This is a genomic window from Enterococcus sp. DIV0901a (genome assembly GCF_051711525.1).
Lineage (GTDB): Bacteria > Bacillota > Bacilli > Lactobacillales > Enterococcaceae > Enterococcus_B > Enterococcus_B faecium.
Window position 1 is genome coordinate 177,298 of sequence record NZ_JBIOMW010000001.1, and the last position, 18,072, is coordinate 195,369.

Here is an 18,072-nt window from a genome sequence, read left to right on the forward strand (position 1 = left end):
TTCTAATGCCTAAACTTCGCAAAGTGATTTTTCGGTGGTGCCACAGGGGCTAAGAATGGATAAAAACGTGCGTGGCCACTGTCAAAAAGAAACAATACACTTTGACCGAACAAATCGACGGGGTAGCAAAAAAGCTACATCCTCAGTTAACAACCATATAGGAGGATTCATTTGAAATTTAAAGAACTAGAATTATCACCAGAATTGTTGAAATCAGTCGAACGCGCTGGTTTTGAAGAAGCAACACCTATCCAATCAGAAACGATTCCACTAGCATTAGCTGGAAAAGACGTTATTGGACAAGCACAGACAGGTACAGGGAAAACAGCTGCATTTGGATTACCAATGTTAGAAAAAATCGATCCAGATCGTCACGAATTACAAGGTTTAGTTATCGCACCAACACGTGAGTTAGCTATCCAAACACAAGAAGAATTATATCGTTTAGGACGCGACAAAAAAGTACGTGTACAAGCCGTTTACGGCGGAGCAGATATTGGCCGTCAGATCCGTGGCTTGAAAGATCGTCCACATATCGTTGTGGGTACACCAGGACGTATGCTTGACCACATCAACCGCCACACATTGAAACTTGGAACCGTTCAAACATTAGTTTTGGATGAAGCAGATGAAATGTTGAATATGGGCTTCTTGGAAGATATCGAAAAAATCATTTCACAAGTTCCTGATCAAAGACAAACATTACTTTTCTCAGCAACGATGCCGCCAGCTATCAAGAATATTGGCGTTAAATTCATGAAAAATCCACATCATGTGAAGATCAAAGCGAAAGAAATGACAGCTGACTTGATCGATCAATACTATGTCCGCGCAAAAGAATACGAAAAATTCGATATCATGACTCGCTTGTTTGATGTTCAAACACCTGAACTAACAATCGTCTTCGGACGTACAAAACGCCGTGTAGACGAATTGGCACGCGGATTAGAAGCACGCGGTTACCGTGCAGAAGGAATCCATGGCGATTTGTCTCAACAAAAACGAATGAGCGTATTGCGTTCATTTAAGAGCGGTCATTTAGATATCCTTGTAGCGACAGACGTTGCTGCACGTGGATTAGATATTTCAGGTGTCACTCATGTGTACAACTATGATATCCCTCAAGATCCAGAAAGCTACGTTCACCGTATCGGACGTACAGGCCGTGCCGGAAAAGGCGGTATGTCTGTGACTTTCGTTACACCAAATGAAATGGACTACTTGCATGTGATTGAAAACTTGACGAAAAAACGGATGACGACTTTACGTCCACCAACCGAAAAAGAAGCATTCAAAGGTCAATTAGGTGCTGCAGTTGAACAAATCGAAACAAAACTTGCAGAAAATGGTCTAGATAAATACCTGCAAACAGCAGATAAATTATTAGAAGAATATTCTGCACAAGATTTAGTTGCACTTTTGCTAAAAACGACAGCAAAAGATCCAGCTGATGCAGTGCCAGTGAAGATCACACCAGAACGCCCATTGCCAATGCAGAAAAAAGGATACAATAAAAATGGCAAACGTGGTGGCGGAAACAACCGTAATCGTCGTGACGGCGGTAATTATCGTGGAAACAAATCAAAAGGCGGTTATAGCAAAAATAATAACAGCCAAAAAGATGGCGGTAAACGTCACAACGATAAAAAACGCGGATTTGTAATCCGTTCAAATAACGATTAAACATAAAATGAAAGTTTCTCTTTTTTAAGAGAAACTTTCATTTTTGTTATTTGTGGACTTATTTGTGGCAAAATGGTTATAATTTGGTAGAATAAGAGTGTTCTAAATTTATTGAAAAGAGAAAAGCATATGATAAAAGGAATTGGGATCGATGCAGTCGAACTTCCTAGGATCACTCGGCTGATCGAAGAAAAACCAAAATTCATTGCACGAATCTTGACCTCTGATGAAATGAAACTATTCCAGTCCTTGCCTTTTCATCGCCAAGTAGAATTTTTAGGCGGGCGTTACGCTTGCAAAGAGGCTTTCTCTAAAGCTTGGGGAACTGGGATCGGAAAAGTTACCTTTCAAGATGTCGAGATTTTAAAAAATGAAAACGGTCAGCCTGTTGTGACGCGTTCACCTCATGAAGGCAAAGTATGGGTCAGTATTACTCATACAAATGAAACAGCTTTTGCACAAATTATTTTGGAAGACTAGAAAGAAGGAAAAACGATGGTTGTCGCTTGGCACCGCCCAACGAAAGCAGTGATACATAAAAAAGCTATAACTGAAAATGTAGCAAATGAAGTTGCAAGACTTCCGCAAGGAAAAGAATTGTTTGCAGTAGTAAAAGCAAACGGATACGGTCATGGAGCTATTGAAACAGCTGAGGCAGCAGTTGCAGGTGGAGCTTCGGGCTTTTGTGTTTCAAATTTAGATGAAGGAGTCGAGTTGAGAGAAGCTGGATTTACTCAGCCCATCCTTATCTTGAATATGGTTCCTTACGACGCACTGACTGTAGCTGTTGCTCATGATTTATCAGTAACTGCAGGTACACGGGAATGGTTGCAGGCAGCAGCTGCTGTTTTAGAGAAAAGTAAGCTAGAGACGCCTCTTTCGATTCATCTAAAAGCAGACACTGGGATGGGTCGTATCGGATTTTGTACACCTGAAGAAGTAAAAGAGGCAGCTGCATTCATCAAAGAAAGTCGTGTATTAGAATGGGAAGGTTTATTTACCCATTTTTCTACAGCAGATCAGGCAGATGATACATATTGGAATCTGCAAAAAGAACGCTTTATAGAAGTGCTAAAAAAACTTCCCGAACTTCCTCGATATATACATGTCAGCAATAGTGCAACGGCTTTATGGCATGATGAAACAATCGGCAATATGATTCGTTATGGAGTAGCAATGTACGGACTGAATCCCTCTGGGCACGCACTACCGGAAGTTTATCCATTGCAGCCAGCACTTGAGCTGGTTTCTGAATTAATTCAAGTCAAAAAACTCCCAGCAGGTGAAGGAATCGGCTATGGAGAAACATATATCACTCCTGAAGCAGAGTGGATCGGAACGATACCGATCGGTTATGCAGATGGCTGGCCACGAAAGATGCAGGGTTTTTCTCTATTGGTAGAAGGGAACTACTGTGAAACGATTGGGCGTGTATGTATGGATCAACTGATGATCCGATTGCCTCAAGAATTTCCTGTCGGAACAAAAGTGACGCTTATCGGCAAAAATGCAGACAAAGAAATCACTATGCAGGATATAGCAGATCAATTAGGTACGATCCACTATGAAGTGGCTTGCGGATTAGGACAGCGGATACCAAGAGAATATCAAGAATAAGGAGGATCCTATGGTAAAAAGAGGAGATATTTATTTTGCTGATCTTTCTCCAGTCGTGGGATCGGAGCAAGGCGGAACACGCCCAGTTTTGGTTATTCAAAATAATCTAGGTAACCATTTTAGCCCGACGATCATTGTTGCGGCCATAACGGCAAAAATGGCTAAACCTAAGCTTCCGACTCATATTGGGATCAAAGCTACTGGAACAGGAATAGAAAGAGACTCCGTTATCCTGTTGGAGCAGATCAGAACGATCGATAAATCAAGATTGAAAGAAAAGGTCTGCCATTTGGATCGACCCATTATGGCAGAAGTTGACCGAGCATTGAAAATTAGTGTGGGTATCGAAGCACTGACTCCTGTTACTAAATAAATATAGCGAAGTAACCATGCAGCCTTTACATATAAAAAAGGACCAGCTGTGCGTAAAAAAAGATACGTCTGCTTCTAGTACCAGCATTTCTGCTAGAAGAAGCGAACGTATCTTTTTTGATGATCCAAGGAGTGGTCCATGCGCCCTCCTCCTTTACATTACAGCCAGACTTGGATTACCAGCTGGCTTTTTTTACTCCTGGAATCAAACCTTTATGTGCTAATTCACGGAATTTTATACGGGACATCCCGAATTTACGCATGTATCCGCGAGGGCGTCCATCGATCAAATCACGATTTTTCAATCGTTCTGGACGAGCATCTAAAGGAAGTTTGCGCAAGCCTTCGTAATCTTTTTGCGCTTTTAATTCCTGGCGTAAAGCAGCATAGCGTTCAATCGTTTCTTGCTGTTTTTTTGCTTTGGCAATCTTTGATTTTTTAGCCATCAACAAATTCCTCCAATTATTTTTTATTAGCGTAAATCGTAATCTTTACGCTTTTAGATAAATAATTTAACACGTTACGCGAAAAAAGACAACTATTTTGTTTTGAATCATGCGCCAAAACGAAAAGACATTTTTTTTGTCAAAATAAAGGCATAAACGTAAACTTAAAGAAAAAGGGAGATGGTGACCATGCGAAGATTTGCAATTAACGGTTACGGAGAAGCACAAGATGTTTTTGAAGAAATCGATGCTCATCCCAGAGAAGTCGGTTCTGGACATGTTCGTGTAGAAATAAAAGCATTCAGTGTGAATCCTTATGATGTTGCCTTGCGTTTAGGAGAAATGAAAGAGATACGAACATTGAAATTCCCTTATGTACCAGGTAATGATGGCGCTGGTATTGTGACAGAGATTGGTTCAGATGTCACAACTGTTCATGTAGGTGATCGAGTAGCTGTCCATGCAGTCGGCGGGACTTACGGAGAAGAAGTCGTGTTGCCATCAGCAAAAGTAGCAAAAATTCCAGATAAAATGAGTTGGGAAGAAGCAGCCGGAATGGTCACGCCAGGAATTACGGCTTATAATCTAATCAACCATTTGACGGAAATCCAGCCGACAGATACTGTAATGATACTAGGAGCATCAGGTGCGGTCGGGTCAAGTCTGATCCAGCTTCTCCATGAAAAGGGAATCCGAATCTTAACCAGTGCATCCAGTAAAAATGAGGAAAAGGTAAAAAAATTAGGAGCTTCAGCATTTGCTGCTTATGATAAAACAAATCCAGGTCTGCAATTTGCTGATCAGGTAGACCTTGTAATCGATGCGACGAAAGGAAGTATCAAAGGAGAAACCGGCATCCAGATCATGAAACCAGGCGGCAGGTATGTTGCATTAAATGACCTCCCAGATCTAGATTTGCGGCAAAAAAAGGAAGGCTTTTATGAATCGTTTGTTCCAAGAAAGGAATATCTAGATGCAGAAGCCTTTGCTGGCATAATCAAAGCCTACCAAAAAGGAGCCTTTCATGTTTTTATTTCAATGAATCTGTCTGCTTCCCTTAAGCATGTCATCCAAGCACATCAGCTAGTTGAAGGACATCCTCCTGCTGGGAAAATCATCCTGTCATTCGAAAAATAAGAAATACAGGAATAAAAAACGAAAAAAGCTGAAACATTTTTGTAGGGGCAAAGACAAAAAATGTTTTAGCTTTTTTGCGTATACGTATAATAGATAAAAACTTTGGCATAAAATTATCTTTCCCTTTTATTTCATGATAAAGTAAAGTCTGTAATCCTTAATTATTTCTCAATATGTAAGAGATTACAATGAGACAATTGCCGTGATATGTCCAAAAATTCGACTTTTTTGAAAAAAGCCGATTGAAAAAAGTATGAAATACATGGTAAAGTAATTCAGCTGAAAAAAGAAGAAGGGGGAGAACTATGCAGTCAATCAAAAATACGCTTCGATTATATTTGCTTGACTGGAAACGGATTTTCAAAAACCCGATTGCAACACTTCTGATCATCGCGATCATGATCATCCCTTCGCTATATGCGTGGTTTAACATCAAAGCATTATGGGATCCATATGGAAATACTGGAGAGCTGCCAATTGCTGTTTACAGTGCAGACAAGCCAGCAGAGTTTCAAGGTAAAGAAGTGGCCATTGGGGAGCAAGTCATCGAATCGCTTCATAAAAATAAACAATTAGGATGGCAATTCGTTGATTCAAAAGAACAATTAGAAGACGGAGTCCGTTCCGGAAAGTATTACGCAGGTATTTACTTGCCAAAGGATTTCTCAGAAGATCTGCTGAGTTTTACTAGTGGTGATATCAAGAAACCAAAAATCGAATATACGGTAAATGAAAAAATCAATGCGATTGCACCGAAAATCACCGATAAAGGAGCAAGTTCGATCCAATCGCAAATCACAAATGAATTTATCAAAACAGCCAGTTCGACTTTATTGAAAGTATTCAATGAGATAGGTTACGACATCGATACGAACCTAGTAAGTATCAATAAAGTCAAAGATATGATTTTATCAACAGATGAAAATTTGGACACGATCGACGGCTACACAAAACAAGTCCTCGAATTACAAAGTCAACTACCTGAAATCAAGGAAAAACTGAATAAAGCAAATGAATTCGTGGATTATATCCCTAAAGTAGATGAGATGGGTGAAAAAGTCGTTGCATTGAATGACAAAATGCCTGAGTTGAAAGATCAAGCAAAAATCATCCTTGATTTGCAAGAAAAAATCCCAGAGATCCAAAATGCCGGTAAACAACTAGCAGAGATCGACGGCGATTTTGCTTCGATCCAAGAGACAATGAACCAAGGAATCGATGAAGCAAAACAAGGCTTGACGATCATCCAACAAGTACAGGATATCTTGCCAGATGTGAAAAATTTAGAAAATCAGGCAAGTGATCTAGCAAACCAAACAAAATCAGGTGCCTCTCAGCTGAAAGATGCGATACCAAGCATCACAAACAGTGTAGATGTTACATTGAAGTCAATTGGACAAGTGGCAACAACGACAGGTTCGTTAATAGATACTGTAAGAACAGCTATTGAAGATGGTAAGCTGACTGATGATGAAAAGAAAAACATCAGCAATGTATTGAACGGCTTTATTGACGGAATATCTCAACAACAAAATGCAATCGATAAACTGGTCGAGTTCCTGACTAAATTGCAAACAAGTGCTGGAAATACGAAATTGCAGCCAATTATTGATCAGCTAAATCAATTAAAACCCTTGCTAAGCAATCTGCAAAACCGCCTATCTGCTTTGAACACAGCTGTTCAAAATGAAGACACGAAGGCTATTGATGAATTGCTAGATCAAATTGATGCCGTTGTTAATAATATCAATGGCATCATTGCTGGTATCAATACAGGTCAAATCAGTTCCACTGTCACTTCTCTATTAGACCAAGTCATCGATACGATTGGGACTGCGCAAGGGGCGCTAAGCAAAGCGGACCAGATCGACTTTGATTCGCTTCTCAGTTCAACGAAAGCAACTGTAACGAATGCAGTGGCAATTTTAGAAAAATATCAAAAAGAAATGCCTGCAATTGGACAAGAAATCCATGATGCCAATACAATGCTGAATGGAAATATGGATACCATCGTCAATGGCATCAATGAAGGGGCAGACCTATACAACAATGAATTACCGATCCTTCAGCAAAAATTAGGATTGGCCGCTGATTTTATCCAAAATGATTGGCCAGCACTAAAAAATGAAATCACCGGTACATTGACAACAGTAAATGAAAAAATGCCAGAAGTCGAAACAGCTGTGAACGCTGCTGCGGACTTGATCAACAATGACTGGCCAAATATCAAAGCTGGTATCCAAAAAGCAGCAGACGCGATCCGAAAAGGCGAACAAGAAGTCGATCTAGGCGAAGTCATCAAATTATTGAAACTAGATGCAACAAAAGAAAGTGACTTCTTTACACAACCTGTTGAGCTACAAACCAATGCGCTTTATCCAATCGCAAATAACGGTTCAGCTAGCACCCCGTTTTATACTGCACTATGTCTGTGGGTCGGCGCTGTTCTTCTTTCAAGTGTTGCTACGACAGAATACTATTTAGGAAAGAAAGACCGAAACAATTTTACGAAACGAGAACAATTCGTTGCTCGTATGCTGACATTTTTGACAATGGCGATTGCGCAAAGCTTGATCGTTACATTAGGGAATATTTTCTTACTAGGAGTAGATGTCCAAAATCCGGTCTACAGCGTGTCATTTGCTGTCTTGATCGCCTTAGCGTTCATGATGATCGTCTATGTCTTGGCTGCATTATTCGATAATGTCGGTAAAGGGATCGCTATTATCATCTTAGTACTGTCGATCTCTGGCGGAGGCGGGAACTATCCGATCCAAGTCTCAGGGAAATTCTTCCAAATGATCAATCCGTTCTTGCCATTTACTCATGCGGTAAACTTGTTACGGGAATCTGCAGGAGGAATTTATTGGCCAAATGCTACGAAAGCAATCTGGATCATGATCGGTCTGTTTGTTGTCTTTGGAATCGTAGGAACGGCAATCTATCCGTTCATCGAAGAAAAAATGACGAAATTCAAAGAAGCGGCGCATGAGAGCCATATTTTTCATTAAAAAAAGAGGTTGTGAAATCAGCGTTTTGACCTGAGTATTAGAGAAAAAAATGGAAAAATAGTTCCTCATATTTTGCCGTTTTTTGAGCTAATGCCGAGGGTCAGCTGATTGAACACCGTGTACCAAGAGGTTGTGAAAAGGCTGTTCTGCATCAAGTAATAAGAACGACCAAATAAAAACAGCTTCTTATGTTTTTAATTTGGTTGGGCTTATTACCGCAGATGCAAGCTTTTAAACACCGTTTATCAAGAGGTTGTGACAACTGCGCTATGCTTCGAGTAGTAAGAATGATGGGTAGAAAGCAACCTTACATCTCTCTTTCAAAAGTTAAGATATCAAAAAGGATAGAACTTGATTTTCTAAGTCAAGTTCTATCCTTTTATTATAGAATTCAAAGAAAAAGCCCATAAAAAAATGTTAGATTTTTGCTGTATTAAAGCGTTTGAAAAAGCGCTTGATATTTTTCTGTTTTTTTCCAATTATTTTCTTAAAGTTTATTGACTTTTAAGGTCAGTGAGCGTACTATAACATCTTGTTTACTATAAATTTTCGACTATAAAACTTGAAGTAAAATTGTGTGTAAAGGAGTTTAGAAATTGGATTACTTAAAAAGGTTGTTAGTAGGTAAGCCTTTAAAATCTGCTGAAAATGATGAGCACAAATTAACCCGATTTGCTGCTTTGGCATTATTGTCGTCTGATGCGTTATCATCTATTGCATATGGTACGGAACAAATCGTTGTCGTTTTAGTCGCTTTGTCTGCTGCAGCCATCTGGTATTCGCTACCCATTGCCGCTTTTGTTATTATTTTATTGATTTCATTAACGCTATCATATCGTCAAATCATCCATGCTTATCCTCATGGCGGGGGAGCATATGTCGTCAGCAGTGAGAATCTTGGAAAGAATGCTGGCTTGATTTCCGGTGGCTCTTTATTGATCGACTACATGTTGACAGTAGCAGTATCTGTCTCAGCAGGTGCTGAAGCGATCACATCAGCGGTGCCAGCACTCTACGGTCATCAAGTCGCTATTTCTGTGACAATCGTTTTGCTACTGATGATGCTGAATCTTCGTGGGCTGAGGGAATCTGCATCGTTCCTATTATTTCCGGTGTACACATTTATCCTTGTGATCTCGTTACTGATCGTTGTTGGTTTATATAATATCGTGACAGGTGCTGTGCCATTGCAAGCTACTGCACTTCCAGGAGCGGCTGTGCCGGGTGTTTCTATCGCTTTGATTTTACGAGCATTTTCTTCTGGTTCTTCCTCTTTAACTGGGGTGGAGGCGATTAGTAATGCTGTACCATTCTTTAAGAAGCCAAGAGCAAAAAATGCCGCTGCTACATTGACGATGATGGCATTGATCTTAGGTTTCTTCTTCGTGGGGATCACATTTATCAACTATTGGTATGGGATCGTTCCTGAAAAAGAAGTCACTGTTTTGTCTCAAATTGGTAAAGCTGTCTTTGGACATGGTATTTTGTATTACGTCCTTCAATTTGCTACAGCGCTGATTTTAGCAGTTGCTGCTAACACCGGTTTTTCTGCTTTTCCAGTTCTTGCATACAATCTGGCAAAAGATAAATTCATGCCTCACATGTATCAAGATCGTGGGGATCGACTAGGCTATTCCAATGGGATTATCACACTAGCGCTAGGTTCGATCGTATTGCTGTTTATTTTCCATGGCTCAACAGAACGCTTGATTCCGTTATACTCTATCGGCGTGTTCATTCCATTTGCTTTATCTCAAACAGGGATGGTCGTCAAATGGAAAAAAGAAGGAAAAAGATGGTTAAGCAAGTCGATTGCCAATATTACAGGTGCGTTCATCTCATATGCAATCATTGCGATTTTGTTCGTCTATCGGTTAGGGGACATTTGGCCTTTCTTCATCATTATGCCAATCGTTATGTTCATTTTTTATAAGATCCATGATCATTATAAAAAAGTAGCAGAACAGCTTCGTTTAGAAAATGATGCAAAACTACATGATTATGACGGGAATACCGTTCTTGTATTAGTCGGGAATGTGACACGGGTAAATATCGGTGCGTTGAATTACGCACGTTCGATCGGTGATTATGTCGTTGCGATGCATGTTTCGCTAGACGAAGATGTCGAAAAAGAAAAAGAAATCGAAGCAGAATTTAAAAAGCATTTCCCAGATGTCCGTTTTTCAATCGTCCACTCTTCTTATCGCTCGATTGAAAATCCAATTATCCGTTATGTAGATATCGTAAGTAAAAATGCAGCGAAACAAAACTATACAACTACTGTGTTGATTCCTCAATTTGTACCAAACAGACGCTGGCAGAATATTCTCCATAACCAAACAAGTTTGCGGTTAAGATTGCGATTGTCTTGGCGTGAAAATATCGTTGTCAGCACCTATAGCTACCATTTGAAGAAATAAACCAAGTTTTAAAATCAAAAACAGACCCTCTAGCTCTTAATTGAAGCTAGAGGGTCTGTTTTGTCTTATTCCCAGCTAAAGGTGCCCTCTATAAGCCATTAAAGATGGGAACAGCGTATGAAATGTTATTATTCTTCCTATTTAGCTGTAAAACATTTTGATTTTGATGTCTTGATCATAATTTCCGAATCCTTTGCCAAATAATGTACAGCCTCCTATATTTTCAGCTTCTTCCTTTACCTCGACTCTTAAGTGCCATGTGTCTTCATAAGTAGAAATCTCAGCCTCGTCAAGTGACCATTTTTTGTTACCATAACTCAGTGCCATTTTTAATTGGTGATTCACAAACCCGACGGTCTAAGCAAGTATCAAATCGATAGTGAACATGAATGGCAGGAGACGAAAGAGGCAATCATTTTTGAGGCAGTAGAAGACTTGACGGCCAAAATCAGTTTTGAATAACCGTTACAAATCTTTCGTGGGTATCCTCAGGTTATTCAAGATATCAATCAAGTCACACTGCAACGAGGAACCTTCGTGTATTGGTGTTGTTGCATAGACTCACAGGCTTTGGATTCGACCTTTGCTAAAGATGATACGTTGTTACCAATTACTTTACGTTTGGCTACCGCTAGTCGTAAAGGAGTAAGAAGTGAGCGTGGACAAAGATCCTCCCTAAAAAGGGGTCTTTTTCTCTATGTAAAAAAGAGGAAAAGTTTGCTGAATTTAAGTGCTTTATTGTATTTTTTGACGTACTTAATCAAGTACGCTATAATTATATCAGAAAAAGGAGGAGAGACAATGGCTAATACAACGATGAATCCTAGCACTGCTCGTAAAAATTTTTATCAGTTATTGAAAGAGGTAAATGAAAATCATACTGAAATCGAGATTATTAGTGATCGTAGTGGAAACAATGCTGTATTGATTGGGCTAGAAGACTGGAGAGCGATTCAAGAAACCCTTTTTCTTGAGCAAACAGGTACTTTAGATAAAGTACGAGACCGCGAAAAAGACGACAGTGGCTTTACGAATATCGATGATATTGATTGGGAAGCTCTTTGATGAGTAACTATACAGTCGCAATCAAAAACTCTGCGAAAGTGGATTTAAGAAAAATCAAGCAATCGAATTTAAAGAAACAATTTGAAGAAGTGATTCAGACATTGAAGGAAGATCCATATATGCCCACGCAGTCTTTTGAAAAGCTGAGACCTACACATGAAGGCAGATACTCACGCAGGCTGAATAGACAGCATCGAGTGGTTTACAAAGTTGATGAGGAAAATAAAGTTGTGGAAATTTATTCTGCCTGGACACATTATGAGTGAAGTGAGAAGAGCCAACCTTTTTAGATAGTTAACAAAGAGTCTCCCCAAAAAGGAGACTCTTTTTTTGTTCTAAAACCAACCTTCTTGGATTTATTGCATGATTTCTTTAATTTGTTCCTATATCTCCACCTTTGAAGGGTCATTGTTTGAGTTTAGGAATGGAATGTTGACGGGTTTATGTAAAACAAGGAGGAAGAAGTGTGACAAGGAAAATCAGTAAAATTGGAGCATCGTTGTTAGTGTTGGCAGTGGCAACGACCATCGATTATCGCCAAAGTGAGGCGAAGACAATTGGAAATGTCGTTTATCGAGAAACAGCCAAAAGTATGTTGAAAAAAGCAATGGACAATCAACCGGAGTCGTCTTATTGGTTCCCAAAGGATTCGTTGGCATGGTCTTTTGGAAAAGATACAGATACGAAATACAATACCAGTGTCGTTCCTTTAGCAGAGCGGGTATCCAAAGCGACATTGCCGAACATGAATGTCACACAAACGGAAGAAGTCAAAGTCGTGGCGCTTTCGGCCATGAATAGCAGTATCAACGGCAATGCATCACGAGGGATCGATATCTTTTACGCCAATGTCTTTTCTTATTGGCAATATATCGATCAATTGGTTTACGGGGGTGCTCTTCTGGTGAAGGATCATCGTATCGCCAAGTCTAGTTGCGACGGATGCAGTCCATAAGAATCGTGTACCGGTTTTAGGAACCGCAAACCTCCCATGGCGAGAAGCTGGAATGGCTAGATATGTTTTTAGCCAAGGATGAGGATGGCAAGTTCCCGATTGTAGAAAAGATGATCGAAGTTACCGATACGGCAGTCACCAGTTTTGATGATGCAGCTGAAGGCGTCGAACAATCGAGGACTGATGGAAAAGGCTTAAATGAAAGCCACGCCAAAGGATGTAAGAATTGATGCCCAATTCAAAGAACAAGCAGACGAGTATTTAGAGATCATGTGGTATGAATTCCATGACGAGTGATGGGAAAATGGATTGGCAAAATGCCTTAGCGGATAAGAAAAAAACTTAGTCGGTGGATGCAGAGATGAACCCGTTGGCAGTATGAAGTTGGAGTATACGGAATGGACAAATAGTTAAAAAAAGCAACTCTTTGCCCATAAGGAGGGAAGAATCAGAGTGGATTATTGCCTTAAAAAATGACAGAACTAAAAAAGCCTTTGCGACCAACAAATGGTCGCAGAAGCTTTTGTTTTTTACAATAACATCAGCGTGATGTACGGCTGGCTGGATCTAGCCGTCTTTCCAAAATACCTAAAAGCCAGTCCGTGATGATCGCCATTAATGCAGTTGGCAATGCACCTGCTAAAATAATCGATGTGCCATCTGTTGCATTGGTTCCTCGGATAATGATATCTCCAAGACCACCAGCACCGACGAATGCACCGATCGCGGTTATCCCGATGGCAACAACTAACGCGTTTCTTATGCCTGCCATGATAACAGAAACAGAGAGTGGTAACTCTACCATGAATAGTCGTTGTCTAGCAGTCATCCCCATGCCTTTGCCGACATCAAGGATGTTTTTGTCTACTTGGATCATCCCGGTATACGTATTCTTGATGATCGGTAAGAGGGAATACAAAAATACAGTAACAATCACGACATTGACTCCCAGGCCTAATCCAATGATTAAAATGGAGATCATGGCTAGAGAAGGGATCGTCTGGATGATATTCGCCAAACGAATCACCCAGTTTGCTAATTTACGTCTCCTAGAAATCATGATCCCAACAGGAATCCCGACAACTGCTGCAAAGAGGACACCATAGATAGAAATCAGGAAGTGACGGATAAATTGTGCAAAGATATAGGAGCCATTTTCCTGGAAATAATAGAAAAATTGTTGAAAGACATTCATTTTATCCAATTGCTTCACTTCCCTTCAAAATAGTGGTTTTCTTGTAAGAAACGTTGTGCTACTACTGATGGTTCCACTAGATTATTATCTGCTTCGTAGTTCAATTCCTGCATTTTTTCCGTACTGATGGTATGACCTAACTTATTTAAGGCTTCTTTTAAATGAGGCGTATCAGCTAATATCTTGTTGTCTACAACTGGAGCAGCATCATATGGTGGGAAGAATTGACGATCATCTTCCAACATGACTAGATCATAACTGGCGATCCGTCCATCCGTAGAGTAGCCAAGAACAATATCCATTTTTCCTGCTTCGACTGCGTCATAAACAAGTCCAATCTGCATAGGTAATATCGAATTGAAGGAGAAGCCATAAGTTTCTTGGAAGCCGTCATAACCGTCTCCTTTACGATTGATCCAAGAAGTATCTACACCAGCTACTAATTCATCCGCTACATTTTTCAGATCGCTGACTTTAGATAGATGGTATTTTTGTGCGGTGTCTTTTCGAACAAGAAAGACATACGTATTTTCAAAACCATAGGACGGGAACCACGTTTGATCGTATCTTTTCTCAAATTCATCTTTCACGGTAGCAAACGCTTTTTTCGGATCTTTTTCAGGAGGAAGGTTCAATGTAGTCGTTAAATCTGTTCCTGTGTAGCGAGCCGCTGAAATTGAAGCATCTCCGTTCATCATCGCTTGATGGTTGATAGTTGTGGTAGCCAGATTGTTGATGATTGCGGTATTTTTATCTGTATAATGTTCAACCATTCCGGCAACTAGGCTTGCTAAGATCTGTGCTTCTGAAGTGATTCCACCTGTGATCGAAATGGTGTCTTCATCTGTATTGCTGGCAAGACCAGGGAAAGAACAACTCGCAAGTATAAGAAGGGAGGAAAGTATCATGGTCATTTTTAATATACGTTTCATTCTTCATTCTCCTCTCTAAGTGCGATCGGTGTCAGCCGGTGTTCCAAGAGACCTAGAAGCCAATCAGCCAATAGTGCTAAAATTGTTACAGGGATCGTACCTGCCAAAATGAGATCTGGTTGGTAATTATTCAGTCCACTAAAAATCAAATCGCCTAAACCACCAGCGCCGATATAAGAGGCAAGTGTAGCCCATGCAATCACGTAAACGGCAGCTAAACGGATACCAGCCATGATCGTTGGCATAGCAATGGGCAATTCAACGGAAAAAATGGATTGGAACTCAGTCATCCCCATGCCTTTTGCCACATCCCGATAATTCCAATCGACATTTTTCATCCCAATGTACGTATTACGTAAAATCGGCAATAATGAATAAATAAAGAGTGCGATAATCGCAGGTAATTTACCTACGCCAAATAGCGGGATCATCAATGCCAATAAAGCAAGAGAAGGGATTGTCTGCAAGGCACTGGTTAAGCCAATCACAATCGTGGCAGCTTTTGGAAAACGTGTCAGTAAGACACCAAGCGGTACAGCAATGATGATACCAATGATCAAAGCAAGTCCCGAAATATAAAGATGTTCAAAACCTTTTGAGAGAATTTCTGAACCGTGCTGATGAAAAAACTGCTGCATAGGTCAGACCTCCTTAGATTCTTCAGGAGTAGCTGACTCTGCAACATCAGTAGTTGCGGGATCTTCTCCCCAAATCACATCGTAGACGATATCCACTAATGATGCACGAGTCAGGATACCTACGACTTTGTTCTGTTCATCAACGACCGGCACGTATTTCAGTCCGCGTTTTAAAATGCGTTGCAAGGTATCACGAAGATAGGCGGATTCTTTTACGTAAAAAACATGTTTATTCAAAATGTCGCCGACACTGGATACTTTTCCTCGCTTTTTATTCAACGTTTCTACATCGATAAATCCTTTTAATACATTCGAATTATCGGTAACTAACAACGTATCTACACGTTTTTCCCTCATCAGTTTGATTGCTTCTTGTAATGATTTTTCCGGTGTAATCGTGATTGCTGTATTTAGCATAACTTCGCCGACTCTTGTCGCATTTGGCTTGGCTTGTAGTAGGCGATCTTCTCCAATCAACTCTTCTACGAAATCGTTTGCAGGATGACGTAAAATATTTTCTGGTGTATCAAATTGGATCACACGGCCTTCACTCATGATGGCGATACGGCTTGCTAGTTTAATCGCTTCATCCATGTCATGGGTTACAAATACGATCGTTTTTCCCAAACGCTCTTGTAAATCTTTGACAAGGTCTTGCAAGGAATCACGAGTGATTGGATCAAGCGCACCGAATGGCTCGTCCATCAAGATGATATCTTGATTCGCTGCAAGGGCACGAACGACTCCAATACGCTGCTGCTGACCACCAGATAATTCATGTGGGTAGCGATCTAACATCTCACGGGGCAATTCCACAAGATCAATCATTTTTTCAGCTGTTTTATTCCGTTCTTCTTGACTGACTTTCAACAATTTTTGGACAAGAGTGATATTTTCACGGATCGTCATGTGAGGCATCAATCCAATACTTTGGATAACATAGCCGATCTGACGTCGCAATTCCACTGGATCAATTTCTTGGATGGATTTTCCATCAATCAAAATTTTCCCTTGTGTTGGATCAGTCATTCGGTTGATCATCCGCATCGTCGTCGTTTTTCCGCTTCCGCTCGTACCGATAAAACAAATGAACTCACCCTTTTCAAATGAAAGATTGACGTCCTCTACAGCGACTTTTCCACCTTTATAAATTTTTGACACATTTTGAAATTCAATCATGGTGCCACCTCTTTTTCTATTTTCAATGAAGAACTATCTATTACTAGTATGCCTAAAACAATGAAAAAATACAAATAGGGTAGTTTTTTTATTTAGGAAAACAAAAAATAGAAGTGAAAAAGTGCTGATTTTGCCAACAGAACGAAAAACATGATAGAATGATGAAGCACATGATAGAAAGTGAGTGACGATATGTTAACAACAGAAGATTTTGATTTTGACTTGCCGGAAGAATTAATCGCACAAACACCATTAAAAGACCGCGATCATTCTCGTTTACTTGTTTTGGATCGGAAAACTGGAGAGATGGAAGATAAACATTTCCATGAAATCATTGAAGAGTTACAGCCTGGTGATGCGCTAGTTATGAATAATACACGAGTTCTGCCTGCTCGTTTATATGGAGAAAAACCAGATACTGGTGCGCATTTAGAAGTCCTTCTTCTAACGAATACACAAGGAGATACGTGGGAGACATTGATCAAACCTGCGAAACGTGCCAAAGTTGGGACAAGAATCTCTTTTGGTGATGGCAGATTGCAAGCAGTAGTGAAAGAAGAATTGGAACACGGCGGACGGATCATTGACTTTGAGTATGAAGGAATTTTTCTAGAGATTCTTGAATCATTGGGAGAAATGCCATTGCCTCCATATATCAAAGAACGTCTGGAAGACCCAGATCGCTATCAAACTGTCTATGCGAAAGAAAATGGTTCTGCTGCAGCGCCAACAGCTGGATTGCATTTTACGAAAGAATTACTTGATGAGATCGAAGCAAAGGGTGTTGAATTAGTCTATCTGACACTACATGTAGGGTTAGGTACATTCCGACCTGTCAGCGTAGATAAAATTGAAGAACACCATATGCATAGTGAATTCTACCGTTTGACGGAAGAAGCAGCTGAGCGATTGAACCAAGTACGTAAAAATGGCGGGAAAATCGTGGCTGTCGGAACAACTTCAATTCGAACATTAGAAACGATTGGAACGAAATTTAATGGAGAAATCAAAGCAGACAGCGGATGGACTGATATTTTCATTACGCCTGGCTATGAATTCAAAGTGGTAGAAGCTTTCTCAACTAATTTCCATTTGCCAAAATCGACTTTAGTCATGTTAGTTAGTGCCTTTGCAGGAAGAGAATTGACTTTATCTGCTTACCAGCATGCGATTGAAGAGCGCTATCGTTTCTTTAGTTTTGGAGATGCGATGTTCGTGAAATAAGGTTATGAAAAGCCGCTAGTTTTGAATAACAAAAAAGCTTTACAAAGATTATATGACAAAGAAAAAGCCGAGCTCTCGATAAGCTCGGCTTTCTTGTACCTCGGAAGGATTCAAATAAACAGAAATGATTGTAACTTTCCATCATACATGCAAAGCACGGTGTTGAATTTCTTCATGTTAAACAAAAATTTTGTTTTC

17 protein-coding genes and 1 pseudogene are annotated in these 18,072 nt (G+C 40.1%); 12 read left to right on the plus strand and 6 right to left on the minus strand.

The window, feature by feature from the left end:
- Positions 1-171 precede the first annotated feature (171 nt).
- From cshA to IGL70_RS00905, 4 genes are all read left to right on the plus strand, one after another.
- A complete protein-coding gene (gene cshA, locus IGL70_RS00890) occupies positions 172-1,683 on the plus strand; it encodes a degradosome RNA helicase CshA (protein WP_002294211.1) in 1,512 nt (503 codons plus the stop codon).
- Positions 1,684-1,812: 129 nt separating this feature from the next.
- Complete coding sequence (acpS, locus tag IGL70_RS00895; RefSeq protein ID WP_002294209.1) at positions 1,813-2,163, plus strand: holo-ACP synthase; 351 nt, start codon at positions 1,813-1,815, stop codon at positions 2,161-2,163.
- Between the two features lie 15 nt (positions 2,164-2,178).
- Positions 2,179-3,300: an alanine racemase gene (gene alr, locus IGL70_RS00900; RefSeq protein WP_002294207.1), complete on the plus strand. Its 1,122-nt coding sequence runs from the start codon at positions 2,179-2,181 to the stop codon at positions 3,298-3,300.
- 10 nt (positions 3,301-3,310) lie between these two features.
- Entirely contained in the window at positions 3,311-3,673 is a 363-nt protein-coding gene (locus IGL70_RS00905) for a type II toxin-antitoxin system PemK/MazF family toxin (protein WP_002289874.1), read from the plus strand.
- A 175-nt stretch (positions 3,674-3,848) separates the two neighbouring features.
- Here IGL70_RS00905 and rpsN read toward each other — a convergent pair whose 3' ends face one another.
- Positions 3,849-4,118, minus strand: coding sequence for a 30S ribosomal protein S14 (rpsN, locus tag IGL70_RS00910; RefSeq protein WP_002293413.1), 270 nt, complete (start codon positions 4,116-4,118; stop codon positions 3,849-3,851).
- A gap of 189 nt (positions 4,119-4,307) precedes the next feature.
- Between rpsN and IGL70_RS00915 the strand changes: the two genes are divergently transcribed.
- The 3 genes from IGL70_RS00915 to IGL70_RS00925 all read left to right on the plus strand — a co-directional run bounded on the left by IGL70_RS00915 (position 4,308) and on the right by IGL70_RS00925 (position 10,686).
- Entirely contained in the window at positions 4,308-5,255 is a 948-nt protein-coding gene (locus IGL70_RS00915; protein WP_104873959.1) for an NADP-dependent oxidoreductase, read from the plus strand.
- A gap of 305 nt (positions 5,256-5,560) precedes the next feature.
- The gene (locus tag IGL70_RS00920; RefSeq protein WP_002294203.1) at positions 5,561-8,266 is read left to right on the plus strand and encodes a YhgE/Pip domain-containing protein; all 2,706 of its coding nucleotides are present in this window, start codon (positions 5,561-5,563) and stop codon (positions 8,264-8,266) included.
- Positions 8,267-8,862: 596 nt separating this feature from the next.
- Positions 8,863-10,686 (plus strand): APC family permease, encoded by a 1,824-nt coding sequence (locus IGL70_RS00925; protein ID WP_002294202.1) that lies wholly within the window; start codon positions 8,863-8,865, stop codon positions 10,684-10,686.
- Positions 10,687-10,827: 141 nt separating this feature from the next.
- On the opposite strand, the pseudogene IGL70_RS00930 reads toward IGL70_RS00925, so the two are convergent.
- Positions 10,828-10,968, minus strand: a pseudogene (locus IGL70_RS00930) (transcriptional regulator); the annotation flags it as partial.
- 54 nt (positions 10,969-11,022) lie between these two features.
- On the opposite strand from IGL70_RS00930, the gene IGL70_RS00935 reads away from it, so the two are divergent.
- From IGL70_RS00935 to IGL70_RS00950, 4 genes are all read left to right on the plus strand, one after another.
- Positions 11,023-11,148: a hypothetical protein gene (locus IGL70_RS00935; protein ID WP_002348886.1), complete on the plus strand. Its 126-nt coding sequence runs from the start codon at positions 11,023-11,025 to the stop codon at positions 11,146-11,148.
- Positions 11,149-11,487: 339 nt separating this feature from the next.
- Positions 11,488-11,751: a type II toxin-antitoxin system Phd/YefM family antitoxin gene (locus tag IGL70_RS00940; protein ID WP_002294199.1), complete on the plus strand. Its 264-nt coding sequence runs from the start codon at positions 11,488-11,490 to the stop codon at positions 11,749-11,751.
- Entirely contained in the window at positions 11,751-12,017 is a 267-nt protein-coding gene (locus tag IGL70_RS00945) for a Txe/YoeB family addiction module toxin (RefSeq protein ID WP_002294198.1), read from the plus strand. The genes IGL70_RS00940 and IGL70_RS00945 overlap by 1 nt, the downstream gene beginning before the upstream one ends.
- A gap of 200 nt (positions 12,018-12,217) precedes the next feature.
- On the plus strand, positions 12,218-12,706 hold the full coding sequence (locus tag IGL70_RS00950) for a mannosyl-glycoprotein endo-beta-N-acetylglucosamidase (protein ID WP_002294196.1): 489 nt from the start codon (positions 12,218-12,220) through the stop codon (positions 12,704-12,706).
- Between the two features lie 541 nt (positions 12,707-13,247).
- Here IGL70_RS00950 and IGL70_RS00955 read toward each other — a convergent pair.
- The 4 genes from IGL70_RS00955 to IGL70_RS00970 are packed head-to-tail and all read right to left on the minus strand — an operon-like array spanning position 13,248 to position 16,650.
- Entirely contained in the window at positions 13,248-13,919 is a 672-nt protein-coding gene (locus tag IGL70_RS00955; protein ID WP_002319469.1) for an ABC transporter permease, read from the minus strand.
- A complete protein-coding gene (locus IGL70_RS00960; protein WP_002294193.1) occupies positions 13,916-14,833 on the minus strand; it encodes an osmoprotectant ABC transporter substrate-binding protein in 918 nt (305 codons plus the stop codon). The genes IGL70_RS00955 and IGL70_RS00960 overlap by 4 nt, the downstream gene beginning before the upstream one ends.
- Complete coding sequence (locus IGL70_RS00965) at positions 14,830-15,471, minus strand: ABC transporter permease (RefSeq protein ID WP_002293405.1); 642 nt, start codon at positions 15,469-15,471, stop codon at positions 14,830-14,832. The genes IGL70_RS00960 and IGL70_RS00965 overlap by 4 nt, the downstream gene beginning before the upstream one ends.
- Before the next feature lie 3 nt (positions 15,472-15,474).
- On the minus strand, positions 15,475-16,650 hold the full coding sequence (locus IGL70_RS00970; protein WP_002294192.1) for a betaine/proline/choline family ABC transporter ATP-binding protein: 1,176 nt from the start codon (positions 16,648-16,650) through the stop codon (positions 15,475-15,477).
- A gap of 192 nt (positions 16,651-16,842) precedes the next feature.
- On the opposite strand from IGL70_RS00970, the gene queA reads away from it, so the two are divergent.
- Positions 16,843-17,874, plus strand: a complete 1,032-nt coding sequence (queA, locus tag IGL70_RS00975; RefSeq protein WP_002296565.1) for a tRNA preQ1(34) S-adenosylmethionine ribosyltransferase-isomerase QueA — start codon at positions 16,843-16,845, stop codon at positions 17,872-17,874.
- Positions 17,875-18,072 lie beyond the last annotated feature (198 nt).